Origin of the sequence: Actinomadura livida, from assembly GCF_014648675.1 — a bacterium.
Taxonomy (GTDB): Bacteria; Actinomycetota; Actinomycetes; order Streptosporangiales; family Streptosporangiaceae; genus Spirillospora; species Spirillospora livida.
Genome location: NZ_BMRO01000020.1, coordinates 77745 through 92468 on the forward strand (window position 1 = coordinate 77745; position 14724 = coordinate 92468).

The following is a 14724-nucleotide window of genomic DNA, read 5'->3' on the forward strand; positions in this document are numbered from 1 at the left end:
GCGGCTCAGCGGACGGCGTCCACCGAGTTCGCGGCGCCGTTGCGCACCATGTAGTCGCCGAGGCGGTCCTCCCGGACGGCGGTGAACAGCTCCCGCATCCCGGCGTCGTCGAGCAGCACGACGCTCTGGTCGCCCCGCGCGGCCGTCCCCTTCACCGGGGTGGTGACGTACTCCAGCGTCGACGTCTCCAGCAGGCGCCGCGCCAGCCCGCGCAGCGTGCCGGACGTCACGGTCCCGTCCACGGTCACCGAGCGGGACGCGGCCCGGATGAACCGGTCGATCTTGATGGGGTTGCGGGTGTCCAGCGCCTTGTCCGCGAGGGCCTGCAGGAACGCCTGCTGCCGCTTGATCCGGTCGAGGTCGCCGGCGGGCAGGTTCCAGCGCTGCCGGACGAAGTCCAGCGCCTCCAGCCCGTCCAGGTGGTGGTGCCCCGCCTCCCAGGTGCGGTCGTGCATCGGGTCGTGGGTGCGCTTGGTGATGGTGACGTCCACGCCGCCGAGCGCGTCGGTCATCTCCACGAACCCGCCGAAGTCGAGCGCGGCGTAGTGGTCGACCCGCACCTTCGTGAGCTGCTCGACGGTGCGGATGAGCAGCGACGGCCCGCCGTGCGCGAACGCGGCGTTGATCTTCGTCGTGCCGTGCCCGGGGACCGGGACCCAGCCGTCCCGGGGGATCGCGATCACCGAGACCCGCTCGCCGTCCCCGGACAGGTGCACCACCATGATCGCGTCGGCGCGGGCGCCCATCCACGGCATGTCCGCGCGCCGGTCCGAGCCGATCAGCAGCCAGTTCTCGCCGCGCCCGGTGGCCCTCGGCCGCCCCGCCTCGGCGGGCAGCGCGCCGGAGAGCCGGTTGACCTCGTCGTCGTACGTCCGTTGCAGCAGGTACAGGCCGACCCCGGCGAGCAGCAGGACGCCGAGCGCCAGCCCCCCGCAGCCCATGACCACCCGGCGCCTACCGAATCTCCGCAGCATGCCCCCACCTTCCCCGCGAGGGCCCGCCCGCCGCCCGCGCCATGCGGGCTCCTGGCCGGCTCTTGGCCGAGTCCGGAGTTTGCGATGGCGAAAAACGAGGGCGCCGCCGGGCTCCATTGACCGACGACGCCCTCAGGGGATGAAGAACTCAGCTCTTGAGGGCGGCTTCCAGTTGGTCGAGGGCCCAGTCGAGGTCTTCGCGCTCGATGGTCAGTGGCGGGGCGAGGCGGAGGGTGGTGTCGTGGGTCTCCTTGGCGAGGACGCCGAGGTCCATGAGCCGCTCGCTGACCGGGCGGGCCTTGCCGTGCAGTTCGACGCCCGCCCACAGGCCGCGGCCGCGGACCTCGCGGACGAGGTCGCCCGGCAGCGCGCCGAGGCGCTCGTGCAGGTGGGCGCCGAGCGTCCGGGACCGCTCCTGGTACTCGCCGGTCTTCAGCATCGCGACGACCTCCCGGCCGATCGCGCAGGCCAGCGGGTTGCCGCCGAACGTCGAGCCGTGCTGGCCCGGCTTGAACACGCCCAGGATGTCCGCGTCGGCGACGACCGCGGAGACGGGCATGATGCCGCCGCCGAGGGCCTTGCCGAGGACGTAGACGTCGGGCACGACGCCCTCGTGCTCGCATGCGAACGTGGTGCCGGTGCGGCCGAGGCCGGACTGGATCTCGTCCGCGATCATCAGCGTGCCGTTCGCGGTGCACAGGTCCCGCACCGTGCGCAGGAACCCGCTCGGCGGGACGTTGACGCCGGCCTCGCCCTGGATCGGTTCGATCAGCACGCCGACCGTGGCGCCGTCCATCGCGGCCTTCAGCGCCTCGGCGTCCCCGTACGGGACGGTACGGAAGCCCGGCGTGTAGGGGCCGTAGGAGTCCTTGGCGTCCGGGTCGGTGGAGAAGCTGACGATCGTGGTGGTGCGGCCGTGGAAGTTGCCCTCGAACGTGATGATGTTCGCCTGGCCGGCCGGCACGCCCTTGACCTCGTAGCCCCACTTGCGGGCGGTCTTCAGGGCGGTCTCGACGGCCTCGGCGCCGCTGTTCATCGGCAGGACCATGTCCTTGCCGCACAGCTCGGCCAGCTCGGCGGCGAACGGGCCGAAGCTGTCGTGGTCGAAGGCGCGGCTGACCAGCGTGACGCGGTCCATCTGCCGCTTGGCGACCGCGGTGAGGCGCGGGTTGCGGTGCCCGAAGTTGACCGCGGAGTAGGCCGCCAGCATGTCCAGGTACCGGCGTCCCTCGACGTCGGTCAGCCAGACGCCGTCGGCCTCGGCGACGACGATCGGGAGCGGGTGGTAGTTGTGCGCGCTGTGCCTGTCGGACAGTGCCCTCAGCTGGTCGGTCGGCCTCACGACGCTCCTTCAACTCGGCCCGGTCGTCCTTGACCGGGCACAGCCGTGCCACCGGATGGTGTCCGGTGCCGTGGGGGAGGGCCGGGCGGGTCAGGTGGCCGCCGGTCCACATCCCAGCGTATGTTCGGGATCGACCGTCTCCCAATGGCGGAAACCGACTTCAGAGGTGTTATTTGTTGCGTCTTGATGAGCTTGACCGTCGAATCGTTGCGCAGCTCCTGGAGGACGGCCGCGCCTCGTACGCGCAGATCGGCGACCGGGTCGGGCTGTCGGCCCCGGCGGTGAAGCGGCGCGTCGACCGGCTGCGCTCGGACGGCGTCATTAACGGCTTCGCGGCCGTCGTCGACCCGGCGGCGCTCGGCTGGACGACCGAGGCGTTCATCGAGATCTTCTGCACGGGCGCGACGTCGCCCGACGAGATCCATTCGAGCGTCCGCGGCCATCCGGAGGTCGTCGCCGCGTACACGATCAGCGGCGACGCCAGCGCGCTGGTCCACGTGCGGGCCCGCGACATCCAGCATCTTGAGCAGGTCCTTGAGCGGCTGCGGCGCGAGGACAACATCACCGCGACCAAGACGTCGATCGTGCTGTCCCGGCTGATCGGCCGTCCCATCGACGCGCCCGTGCCCACCCGGGTTACCGCCCAGTAGGCTGCCGGGCATGGACTTCGCGACCGCTGACCTCATCGACGACTTCGGGGACGAGCTGCGCAGCTGCGAGACGCAGTTCCGCCGCTACGGCGGGCGCGCGTCGTTCGCCGGGCCGGTCTCGACCGTGCGCTGCCACCGGGACAACGGGCTGGTGAAGCGGCTGCTGAACACGCCCGGCGAGGGCCGCGTGCTGGTCGTGGACGGCGGCGGCTCGCTGGCGTCCGCGCTGATGGGCGACATGATCGCGGCGGCGGCGGTCGCCAACGGCTGGGCCGGGGTCGTGATCAACGGCGCGGTGCGGGACGTGGCGGCCCTGCGCGAGCTGGACCTCGGCGCGAAGGCGCTGGGCTCGAACCCGCGCAAGAGCGCCAAGGACGGTACCGGCGAGGTGGACGTGCCGGTCACGTTCGGGGGCGTGGAGTTCCGTCCGGGCGACTGGCTCTACAGCGACGAGGACGGCATCGTCGTCGCGGGACGGGAGCTTCCGGCTTGACCTGGGCGCACTGTCCGACATGCCAGGGCAAACCACGCAAGCTCGGCTAACTCGGCCGTAGCCGGGTCGAATCCCCTGCCTTACGTTCTGCGCAACCCACCAGAGGCAGGGGAAAGATGCGCGTCAAGAACATGCTGCTGGTGCCCGCGGCGGCCCTCGGGCTGGTCGCGGGACTCGCGGTCGTCCCGGCCGCCGCGCAGCCGAGCCCTCCCATCCCGGAACCCACCGCCAACCCGTGGCAGATGCGCCACTGGCCGCGGACGCAGCCGTGGCAGCTCGACCAGCCGGACGCCCGCACGTTCGCGGCGGGCGCCCCGCGTCCCGTCGACCCGCAGAACTACGAACTCCCCGACACCATGACCTGGGACGACTACAGGGCCGTGCCCGGCACGTCGTGGGCCGACCCGTCCCGCAAGGGATCGGAGAAGAACTTCAACGGCGCGATCGTCCTGGTCGACTACCCCAACCAGCCGTTCGAGGTGACGCAGCCGCACAACTCCAGCATCTTCGGCAACCCCGTCGGCGTCAGCGACGTCCCCCGCACGGAGGTCGCCCGGTTCTACCAGGACTTCCTCAACAAGCCGCAGAAGCTCAACCACGGCCACACCCTGCACGAGTACTGGATGGAGGACTCCGGCGGCCGGTACGGGGTGAACCTCACCGCGTTCGGGGCGTACGAGATGCCCGCCAAGGACCACGAGTACGGCGTGGAGAGCCGGATGCAGGGCGGGATGGGCTGCCCCGGGGGCGACACCTGCGACCGCGACCTGCGCCAGGACGCCCGTGCCGCGTGGATCGCCGACGTCGGCGAGGAGAAGGCCGCCGAGTTCGACTTCGTGTTCTTCCTCAGCGCGGGGCAGGACGAGTCGAGCACCTGGCAGGAATTCGGGGAGATGAAGTTCGCCTCGAAGGAGGACGTGCCGCCCGAGTGGGGGCCCGGTGACCCGAACCTGCCGAACTGGGTGGACACCCGGTACGTCGACTGGACGTCGTGGCAGGCCGGTTCCACGCTGTGGCCGAACGCCGTGTCCGGCAGCTCCACCCAGGCGGAGAGCTCCGGCATGTCGGTGTTCGCCCACGAGTTCAGCCACATCCTGGGCATCGGTGACAACTACAACAACCCGTACGGCGAGCCGCCGCGCCGCGCGTTCAGCGGCCCGTGGGACATGCTCAGCCGCGGCACGTTCAACGGCCCCGGCGGCCCGCACAGCCGGTGGACGATCCCCGCCACCGGCGGCGCCTCCATGGGCGCGCAGCACATGCTGCGCAACAAGCTGAAGCTCGGCATCGTCGACCCGGGCAAGGTGCTCCGACTCGACCGGGAGACGCTCGCGTCGTCCGGCACGGTCGTCGCCCGGGTGACGGCCCGCGCCGCCGAGCCCGGCCGGGGCGGCCTCGCGGGCATCAACCTGGTGCTCGGCGACGGCGGCGACCGGAGCCCGGCCTGCGACACCGCCACCGACCCGCTCTGCGACGGCGGCGGCTACGACAACTACACGATCGAGGTCGTGGACCGGATGGGCACCGACTCGTTCACCCCGGACTCCGGCGTCCTGCTCGCGAAGACGAAGGACCAGGACCGGGCGCCGTTCATCTGGGTCAAGGACGCCAACCCGCAGGACATCGACAAGGTCGACTTCGTCCTGCCGGACGGCACCCCCAAGATGATGACGATCGGCGACTACCGGCAGCTCTCGGACGCGCTGTTCCACGCCGGAACGAACTCCGGCAGCGAGTACGAGTACGTCGACGAGGCCAACCGCCTGCACTTCTACGTCCTCGACGTGCACCGCGACCGGAAGGGCGTCCTGTCGTACACGGTCGCGATCCGCTCCCTGGACGGCGCCGGGCCGCAGCGGCGCGGCGTGCGGGTCGGCAACGGGCACGCCCGGCCGACCGGCGCCGGCTGGGCGAGGTGCACGGTGACGCTCCACAACAGGGGACGGGGCGGCGGCGGCCACCACGGCTCGGACGTGTTCCGGCTCAGCGCCGGCGCGCCCGGCGGCTGGACGGCGTGGCTGCCGAACGAACTCGCCACCGCCGAGGCCGGAGGCCGCACTGAGGCCGAGGTGTGGGCGAAGGCGGGGCCGGGCGCCGACCGCCGGGCGGACCTGCGGCTGACCGCCACGTCGGAGAGCGACCCGTCGAAGTCCGACACTGGGACGTGCCGCCTGCGCTGACCCCGGGCGCTCATGGACGGCCCCCGCTCCCCGGGGGGCCGTCCATGACCCGCACCGCCCCGGCGATGCGATGCCGAATGCGCGTTTCGGGATGTCGAGCCGGGATACGTCACCGAACGTGACGATCTTGAACGTTCCGTGGTGGAGGCGGATCGCGGGTCTGGCGGCGGGCGTCGCCCTGGCGGCGACGGGAACGGTCCTCGCGGGGTCCGGGCAGGCGGCCGCCGCCGCGCCACCGGCTCTCCGCGAGTTCGACCTGCGCCGCGGCCCCGACCGGGGCGCGCCGATCCGGGCGCTCGACGGGAGGCTCCACCGCGTCGGCGCCGACGCGGTGCTCGGCTCGTCCGGCGGGAAGAGGCTGCGCGGCGGCTGCGGCAAGGCGGCCCGTGTGCCCGCCCAGTCGCTCGTGTACTGCTTCGACAAGGCCGACTCCGCCACCGGCCAGTGGGTCCCGCAGGGCGTCACGACCATCTCGGACGCCAAGGCGGCCGAACGCTTGGCCGGCGGGTCCCGGCCGCTCCTCGTGTCCTGGCACGGCGGCGGACGCGTCAAGGTCACGTTCGTCGACGCCGACAGGCGCACCTATCGCCACGTGCTGCTCGTCTACCCGACCATGAAGGGCAAGAAGCCCACCTTCACCGACGTCGACATCCACGCGGGCGGCATCGCCTGGTACGGGGACAAGCTCTACGTGGCCGACACCCACCACGGCCTCCGCGAGTTCGACACGCGCCTCATCTTCGACCTGCGCAGGAGCAAAGAGGGCTCGACGCGCGACTCAGGCCACGTGGGTCTCCACGGAAGGAAGTACCACGGCCACGGCTACCGCTACGTGATGCCCCAGACGGGAAGCTGGAAATTCGCTCAAGGCTGGACCGGCGGCAAGTGTCGAGGCAGCGGCCCGTTGCGGATGTCCTGGGTCGCCATCGACCGCACCACCTGGCACCACGTCCTCATCGCCGGCGAGTGGTGCCGCCCCAAGGGGCCGAGGGGACGTGTTGTCACCTGGCCTGTGCAGGCACTGAACGGCACCCGCACCGTCCGCGCCGACTGGTCCGCGCCCCTTCCCTACGACCGGCTCCAGGGCGCGGTCAGGACGAACGGCCACTGGTGGTTCACGCAGGGCCTCGGCAAGAAACGCGGACGGCTCTTCATGGCGCGGCGCGAGTGGTGGGGCTGGGCCGGCGTCACGTACCGCACCATCTCCTACGGCCCCGAGGACCTGTCCTGCTACCGCGGCCAGCACCGCATCTGGACCGTCGCCGAATACGCTCACAAGCGGGCCTTGTGGAGCTTCCCCGCCGCCCCCTGCCGCTGACCGCCCTCAGGCGAAAGGCGACGCGTGGGCGACCTGAAGAACGTGCCGTCGCCCCCCGCGGACCAGCACTCCACGTCCGGCCACTCCGGATCCGCTGGGCGGCTCAGCCTCGTACAACCGGTTCTCCTCGCCGAACCGGGACCCCAGGAGCAGAGCCGGTGCCCCCATCTCGTGCAGCGTGGAGACCAGGGGATCGACGGGCTGGTCGAGGACGGTGAGCAGCCGCGCCAGCACGAGGTGGATCAGGTTGCCCTTCGAGGCCAGGACGTCGTGGGGGAAATTGCGCAGCGGATCGTCTTCGAGGTCGCGGTCGATGACAAAGAGGAAGACCTCGGCGTCCGGTGGCCGCCGCACGAGCCCGGCCACGGTCTCGCGGAACTCCTCGGCCGAATCGGTGTACCCGACACCGGGACCCGCGGCTTCGGTGAGGCCGAACTCCTCGGCGAGCGACAGCAGAATCTCGTGCGCGTCGAAGACGTGGATCTCGGCCTTCGGACGGCCTTGCCGTGCCCAGATGCCGTCGATGAGCAGTTGGAGGGCGTTCGCGCGTCCCGATCCGGGCGGCCCGGCGACCAGCAGATGCGGGTCGGCGTCGAAGTCCACGTACACCGGTTCGCGCGTACCGTCGGCGACCCCGATCGGTATCCGCCGGTCGGTGACCGCGGGCAGTTCCCCCGCGTAGACCAGCTCCGGCAGGTCCGGTGGCGGCCCCGGCGGTTCGTCGGGTCGCGAGTCCGCGTCCTTGATCCCCGGGAACTCCAGCAACCTGCGGTAGCGGGTGGCGAAGTGGGGGTCGAACCTGCGGAGGCCGATCATCTGCCCGTCGTCGGCGCAGACGATCACGACCGGGTCCTCGCCGTACTCCTCGACCAGCGAGCGGAGCTGCTCGGGGAAGATCCCCTCGGACGAGGCGTCGCCGGGGTCGGCCTGCTCCCGGGACATCTGGAGGAGCAGGACGCCGCCGCGGCTCTCCCTGAAGACGTCGGCCATGGTCCTGCCCGGCTCGCGGACGAGGTAGCCCAGCCAGTCGGCGTGGGCGATCCGCACGTTGCCGTGCGCCAGCGCACCGCGTTCGGCGAGCATCCCGCCGTACTCCGCCGCCAGCCTGGCGATCCGCAGCGTGTCCGTCCCCGCGTACACGATGTGGCGGGACCGGCGCTCGTCCGGCCCGGCCTGCGTCTCGGATCTGCGGAGTTGCCGGAGGATCTCGGTGACGGCCGGATCCTCGTCGGGCTCCGACCGGGTGCCCGCCTCCAGCGCGGTGACCCACTGGAAGCGCTCGCCGAACCCGGGGACGGCGCCGAGCAGCTCGCGGAACCGGTCCGCGTCGCCGCAGAGGACCACCAGCGCGTCCTCGGGCTCCTCCGTTAGCGCGGTGATCAGATTCCTGATCATCTCCGGGCGGAGGTAGGTGTCCTCCGGGAGGATGCCGGGGGCGTCATGGACGAGGACGACACTGCCCTGGGCGGCGCGGTAGATGCGGGCGATGGAGGCGTCGCGGTGCTGGTCCCAGTGCGACCGGCCGTGGGAGAGGGTGATGAGGTTCCCCTGCGCCAGCAGACCGCGTTCACCGAGGATCTCCCCGTACAACCGCGCGACCGTGGTCATCTCCAGCGCGTACGGGGCCGGGAGGATCAGATGCCGGAGCCTGGGCGGGCGGCCCGCGCGCGTCTCCCCGACCTGGCCGAGCAGGATCTCCCGCAAGGCGGCCCGCACCTGGACGGTGTCGATCACCTCGTAATCGCCGTCCTGGTTGGCCTCCACGTGGGGAACCGAGTCGTGGAGGCCCTCGATGAGCACGTCGATGAGCTCTGCGTCGAGGCTCGGCCGGGCGGCCTGCTCGGCGAGGACCCTGCGTTGGCGGAAGGCTCGCCCGGCGAACTCGGCGATCGCGGGCCCCGGCGGTTCGGGGGCCAGGGTGAACTCGCGCGGGCCGTCGTTGCCGGCGCGGAGGTGGGCGGTGTCGACGCGGGGGAAGGGGAGGCGGGCCCGCCCCATGACGCGCTGTGAGACGTCCGGCGGCAAGGGGCTCACGGCGAGGCGCCAGCCGAGCAGGGGCAGCAGCCGGTTCCACGCCGGGGTGTCCTCGACGGTGGACGCGCCGACCAGGAGCTGCATCCCGCCGGTGCGGCCGCGCTGGGCGATCGACTGCAGGGCCCCGGCCACCTGCTTCCTGCCGCCGGGAAGCGTCAGCGACAGGTCAGCGAACACGACGAGCCCCGGGGCGTCGCCCAGAGCCCCGTGCACCCTCGCTTCCAGCTCGGCCGTGATGTAGTCGATGAAATTCTGGAGCCGCTGCGGCCGGCCGAGGAGTTCCTCTTCGGAGAAGACGGTGTGCGGCAGGCTGAGCCGTTCGCCGAGCGGGTGCTCGCCCAGCCCGGCGAAGGCGAAGGTGAGGTCCCCGGGGGCGTAGGACGCCGCGAGCGCGAGGGCGATGTCGCGGAGGGCGTGCTGCCGGGCCTCGGGCTCGCCCACGATCAGGCCGTGCGGAGTGCCCGCCGAGATGTCGAGCGGATAGAGCGTGACGACGTTGCCGTCCAGGTCGTATCCGATCGCGGGATCGCGGGCTTCGAGAGCGGACCGCGCCCACGTCTCCTCGAACATCCCGCTGGTCCCGCCGCCGTTCAGCTTGAGCACGTCGAACCGCGGGACGGCCGGAGGCGGCGCCGCGGTCCCGATGGGGGACGGCTCGGCCGCCACCGGCTCGGCGGGGGCCAGTTCGGCCGCTGCCGGCTGGGCCGGCGCCGGAGGCGGCGCGGCATCGTCGGGCCACGGGAACCCGCGCACTCGCCGGGCGCGCTCCTTCATGCGCTCCACGATGGGATCGGCGGCATCCGGGGATATGGATGCGGGTCGAAAGCTCGGAACGCTGACCTCCCCCGGGACGTGCAGGAAGGCCGAGCCCGGACCCGCAGCACCGGGAGTCCCCATCTGCCATGACACGTAGGCGCCGAGTACCGGCGGCAGGCCCACGTCGTCCGGTGTGCAGAAGACGAACCGGATGCCCAGGGCCGAACCGTCCGCATTGAGCGCGACGATGGATTCCAGAAGGGTGGGTTGGGCGGCCAGCAGCGCGCCCGCGTCATCGATGACCACGAGCATGGCGGGCAGCGGTTCGAGCGAGTCGCCCTCGGCGGCGTCCGCCCGGTAGTCGTCCCACCGCGCTGTCCCGGAATTCCGTAGGACGGCCTTGCGGCGCTCCCGCTCCGCTTCAAGCAAGCCCCGGAGCCGGCTGATCAGTAGCGAGTCCGCCGAGCCGGCGTGGAGATCGTTCACCACGTGGGGAAGGTTCTCCAGCCCGGCGAGGGGCGCGCCTCCGGAAATGTCGGCGAACGTGAATGAAACCACGTTGGGGGAGTGCCTGAGCGCGAGCCCGAACAGGAGTGTCCGCAGCAGCGCGTGGCGAAGGGGAGCCGGACCGGTGATCAAGCCGTGCGGCCCGTACTCGCTGTCGTTCAGCACGTCGACCTGCACGATGGCCTGGCCGTGGTCCACGCCGATGGGAACGCGACCGGGCGGGCGGTCCCAGTTCTCGCCGATCAGTTCATCGACCGTCGCGTCCTGGATGTCCAGGAGGCTCGGCATCGCGCTGGGCGCCTGCGCCGGCCGGGTGAGGTGGGTGCGGGTCTCGGGGGTGACAAGGGCGAAGTGGGCGGTGTCCGTGGTGAGGGTCAGCGGGCCGCCTTCGGCGGGAAGGAGGGCGCGGAAGGTCTCGGCGGACGTGCCGGCGCGGCGTTCGATCTCGGCGGAGACAGCTTTCAGGACGTGCCGGGTGTGCTGCGCCTCGGGGCGCGGGAGGGTGTCGAGGAGGGCCTCGCGGGCGCCGGGGACGAACTCGTAGCGCACCCCGCCGGCCGGGCGCAGGAGGCCGCTCAGCAGGACCTCGGCGAGCTGCCCCGGACCGGAGCGGCCGAGGATCCGGTGCTGGATGAGCCGCATCACCGGCAGGGACGGCACGGACACGGCCACGTGCGCGGCGAGTTCGGCGGCGTCCGGGGACGCGGTGGCGAGGAAGCGGCGGACGCGTTCGGCGACGGGCAGTTCGCGTTCGCGGGCGGGCGGCGCCGTCCCGGGCGGGCGTGCCGGCAGCGTCGCGATCGCGGCGGGCTGCGGGTCCGAGCCGGAGAGGAGGCGGGCCCACGCGCCGAACCAGCGGGGCGCCACCTCCAGGACGGGGACGTGCACGCCTGGCGTCGCGGCGCCGTCGTACGGGCTGAAGCGCAGATCGGTGTTCGGCGCGCCGGGGCGGGGCAGCAGCGCCAGGCCGGGGGAGGCGGGGGCGGCGGTGCGGCGCCAGAGGTGCTCGGGGAGGGGCTGGAGGATCGCGGTCGGCCCGGCCCGCGCCCAGCGCCGGACGGCCTGCGCGGCGCGGCCGTCCCACCAGTGCGGGCCGGAGCAGTCGCTGAGGACCAGCACGGCGTGGCGGCCCGACGCGTCCAGGAGCGTCGCGGGGTCCTGCGATGGCGCGCCGGGGGCGGAGGTCACGCGGCCCGTCGCGCCGAGGTAGCTGACGTGGAGGTCCTGGAATGCGCCCTGCCGCAGCAGCGCCTCGGCCAGCTCGCGGGCGAGGGGGCGCCAGAGCCGCATGGTCGGCCCGGTGTCGACGACCAGGGTGAGGCTCAGCCAGCGTTCCGGTGACGGGACGAGGACGGGCGTCCACCGGCGGGTGTCCGCGATGCGCGCGGCGGTCGCCTCCTCGTCCACCTCGGTGCGGTGCCGGGACGGGACGCGGCGTTTCAGCGGCCGCAGCGCCCGCTGCACGCCGAGCGGGTCCGCGAGCATCGGCGCGGTCGGGACGAGGACCTCGGCCGCCGCACCGCCCGCCGGTTCGGGTGCGGGGCCGGGCGGGGGATGCAGCGCGGTCAGCGGCACCGGCGGCACCGGCACCGGCCCGTCCGGACGCGGAGTCGTGAACCCCGGAGGGCCGGGCGGCGCCGAAACCGGCCGCTGCGGACGCACCGGGGCGGGCGGTGCGGTCTCCTCCGGGCCCGAGATGTGGCAGGCGAGCCACAGCAGTTCGCTCAGTTCCCGTGCGTCCGGCGGCGGCCCCACCGCCCCCAGCACCTCGCGGAACCGGTCAATCGTCATCGATGGGCCCGGACAGGTACGGCATGATCCGGTCGGCGAGGCTCCGGCGGTCCTCGGCGTCGGCGTGCCGGCACAGGTAGACGGCGTTGAGGAGCTGGTCGGTGGCGAGCGTCCCGGCCGAGGAGCGTTCGAAGAACCGGCGGACGAGGTCGTCGCTCTGGTCGGCGAGCGGCCCGAGGTGCTCGCGGACGATCGCCGCCAGCTCCGCCTCGCCCGCGGGCTGCCGCAGCTCGACGGTGACGCAGCGCCGCAGGAACGCGGGCGGGAACTCCCGCTCGCCGTTGCTGGTCATCACGACCAGGGGGAACGCGTTGCAGCGGACGGTCCCGGCGGTGACGGTGACCCGGGCGCCGGGCCAGTCGAGCGGAGCTCGTCCTCTGGATGGCGGTGGGTGGGGGCTGGGGGACGGTCCGTCCGCGGTCATGACCTCGGCGGACGGGTCGGCGCGGCGGGTCAGCTCCGCGATCTCGTACTCGCCCTTCTCGAAGATGGTCAGCAGGTCGTTGGGCAGGTCGATGTCGCTCTTGTCGATCTCGTCGATCAGCAGGACGCGGGGACGGCCGTAGGGGAGCAGCGCGGTGCCGAGGGGACCGAGCCGGATGTAGCGGCCGATGTCCTCCTCGGAGGGCGCGCCCTCGCGTCCGGCCGCGTAGAGGCGAGTCAGCGGGTCGTACTGGTAGAGACCGTCGCGCAGAGTGGTCCGGCTGGTGATGGGCCAGTGCAGGACGGGCCCGAGCCCGAGTTCGTGGGCCACCGCGTAGGCCAGAGTCGATTTCCCCGTACCGGGCGGTCCCGTCACCAGCAGCGGGCGACGCAGGTACAGGGCGGCGTTGACCTGCTGCACGGCGTCGTCCGACGGCCGGTACGTCGTCGCCTGGTGCTCGTTGCCCGAACCCCCTTCCGGGGTACGCAGCACAGGCTCACCGTCGAAAGCGCGCCAAGGCGGGGGTGGAGGCAGCCGGTCGATGCCGTCATGCGGGTGACGGCTCCCGGTGTAGAGCAGCCAGTCGGGCACCTATACCTCCATGGCGAGCGGGGGGTCGGGCAGCCGGGACGGGTCGTCCCACAGCAGAGTTAGGTCGCGTCCACAGTGCGGCTCGTTCTCAGGCGCGATCAACGCCTTCTTGCGGAGCGCCAGCGCAACCTGGGGAAGTTCGTCGGGATGCTTGTCGCCAATGGCGGCGGTCAGTTCGTCGAGGACGCGGTGCCCTCGGCAGTCTTTGTGCGATGGGGCGTCGCAGGGGGTGCGTGTCCAGAGCATGACGGGGATGCCGTTGTTGAGCGCCGCCGTCAGCCAACTCTTCACCGGACGCGACCCGTACACGAGGACGCAGAACTCCACATGCGCCTCCAACAAGTGCTGGAACGCCTTGCCAGTCCGTGGCGTATCGCATGCGATCGGCCGCGGGTCGCTGCGGCCACGCTCGGCCAGCAGCCGCCATCGGTGGTGCGCCTGGTCGCGGCGGATCGAGCCGGGCCGCAGCCGCTCCACGTCCCGCACCACCACCGGGTACTGGCGCATCAAGATCTTCTTCCGGGGATCGACGTACCACTGCTCGAACGGCTTGCCGAGCCAGCCCTCCGGCACCGCAAACTCGATCATCCATTCGCGTCCGACGAGTGCAGCCGCGAGCTCTGCAACCCCGGCCTCGACGGTCGCCTTGACCCGCTTCTCGGGGACGCGCTCGGTCGGGCGGGACGGCCCCGCCGCGCCGTCGATCCACGTGTGCACGGTGACGTCGACGGCCTTGTCGAACGTCAGCGGCTCTAGCCGCACGATCACCGACGCGGGACCGGTGCGCGGCCCGGCCGCCGGCGCCGCACCGCCCAGATGCCGCGCCGACCACGCCGCGAACCGCCCCGGCTCCGGCAGGTGCTGCGCGACCGCCATGAGGTAACGGACGAGCCGCTCCTCCGGCCAGCCCTCCGCGACATACCGGACCGAACCCCATGCGGACCGGAACTCTTCGAGTACCGGCCGCCCGGTGACGCGTCGGAGGTCCGCGGCCAGCGGATCGGTGAACCGGACCCCGGCCAGCAGCCCGCGAAGCTCCCGCCGTGCCTCGGCCGTCAGCCACCGCAGCGGCAGCAGGTCGTCCAGTTCCTCCCAATGCCTGCGGATGCTGTCGAGGGGGAGCATCCATCCCAGGTCGGCGCGGTCCCCGTACAGCTCGGCGTTGGTGACCATGCCGATGACCTCGCCGGTCGCCGTGTCGTACACCGGCGACCCGCTGTACCCCTCTTCCAGCGCGTCGGAGCCCTTCGTCCGCAGCTCCCACCACTCGCGTTCGCGGCCCCAACGCGGGCTGGTCGTAACGGTCGCGTGCCGCTCACCGCCGTCGGAACGCCTCGGGAACCCCCAGATGCCGAACTCGCCGTCGCCCGCCGTGACATGCACATCCTCCGGCGCGGCGAGTCTCGCGGGGGCCAGCGGCACGGGCTCGTCCAGTTCGAGGACGGCGACGTCCCCGGTGTCGCCCGCCCGCCGCCAGTCACCGCGATGGACGACCGTGGCCGGCAGGTCCTCCAGGAGCCCGGGGAAGCCGACGTGGACCTCGTCCATGCCATGGACGGTGTGCGCGCAGGTCAGCAGCCGGGTGTCGGTGACGAGGAACGCGGCGCCGTGCCTACCGCCCGCCGGACGGCCGACCCAGGCGCGCCACTGCCAGTCGTCCACGG

At 72.4% G+C, this 14724-nt stretch carries 9 protein-coding genes; 4 read left to right on the forward strand and 5 right to left on the reverse strand.

The features are described 5' to 3' along the window. Positions 1-5 precede the first annotated feature (5 nt). Positions 6-974, reverse strand: coding sequence for an LCP family protein (locus IEZ03_RS33485; protein ID WP_184881384.1), 969 nt, complete (start codon positions 972-974; stop codon positions 6-8). A 148-nt stretch (positions 975-1122) separates the two neighbouring features. Then, on the reverse strand, positions 1123-2316 hold the full coding sequence (gene rocD, locus IEZ03_RS33490) for an ornithine--oxo-acid transaminase (protein WP_184881386.1): 1194 nt from the start codon (positions 2314-2316) through the stop codon (positions 1123-1125). A gap of 176 nt (positions 2317-2492) precedes the next feature. On the opposite strand from rocD, the gene IEZ03_RS33495 reads away from it, so the two are divergent. From IEZ03_RS33495 to IEZ03_RS33510, 4 genes are all read left to right on the forward strand, one after another. Then, a complete protein-coding gene (locus tag IEZ03_RS33495) occupies positions 2493-2966 on the forward strand; it encodes an Lrp/AsnC family transcriptional regulator (RefSeq protein WP_184881388.1) in 474 nt (157 codons plus the stop codon). 10 nt (positions 2967-2976) lie between these two features. Then, positions 2977-3459 carry a ribonuclease E activity regulator RraA gene (gene rraA, locus IEZ03_RS33500; RefSeq protein WP_184881390.1) on the forward strand — a complete coding sequence of 161 codons (483 nt, stop codon included), beginning with the start codon at positions 2977-2979 and terminating at the stop codon, positions 3457-3459. A gap of 116 nt (positions 3460-3575) precedes the next feature. Beyond that, positions 3576-5639 (forward strand): M6 family metalloprotease domain-containing protein, encoded by a 2064-nt coding sequence (locus IEZ03_RS33505; RefSeq protein ID WP_229808736.1) that lies wholly within the window; start codon positions 3576-3578, stop codon positions 5637-5639. Between the two features lie 118 nt (positions 5640-5757). Next, on the forward strand, positions 5758-6957 hold the full coding sequence (locus tag IEZ03_RS33510; RefSeq protein WP_184881392.1) for a hypothetical protein: 1200 nt from the start codon (positions 5758-5760) through the stop codon (positions 6955-6957). A 6-nt stretch (positions 6958-6963) separates the two neighbouring features. On the opposite strand, the gene IEZ03_RS33515 is transcribed toward IEZ03_RS33510, so the two are convergent. The 3 genes from IEZ03_RS33515 to IEZ03_RS33525 are packed head-to-tail and all read right to left on the reverse strand — an operon-like array spanning position 6964 to position 14722. Then, complete coding sequence (locus tag IEZ03_RS33515) at positions 6964-12045, reverse strand: SAV_2336 N-terminal domain-related protein (RefSeq protein WP_184881394.1); 5082 nt, start codon at positions 12043-12045, stop codon at positions 6964-6966. Then, positions 12035-13060 (reverse strand): AAA family ATPase, encoded by a 1026-nt coding sequence (locus IEZ03_RS33520; RefSeq protein ID WP_184881396.1) that lies wholly within the window; start codon positions 13058-13060, stop codon positions 12035-12037. Before IEZ03_RS33520 ends, IEZ03_RS33515 begins: the two co-directional genes overlap by 11 nt. Then, positions 13061-14722 (reverse strand): VMAP-C domain-containing protein, encoded by a 1662-nt coding sequence (locus IEZ03_RS33525; RefSeq protein ID WP_184881398.1) that lies wholly within the window; start codon positions 14720-14722, stop codon positions 13061-13063. Positions 14723-14724 lie beyond the last annotated feature (2 nt).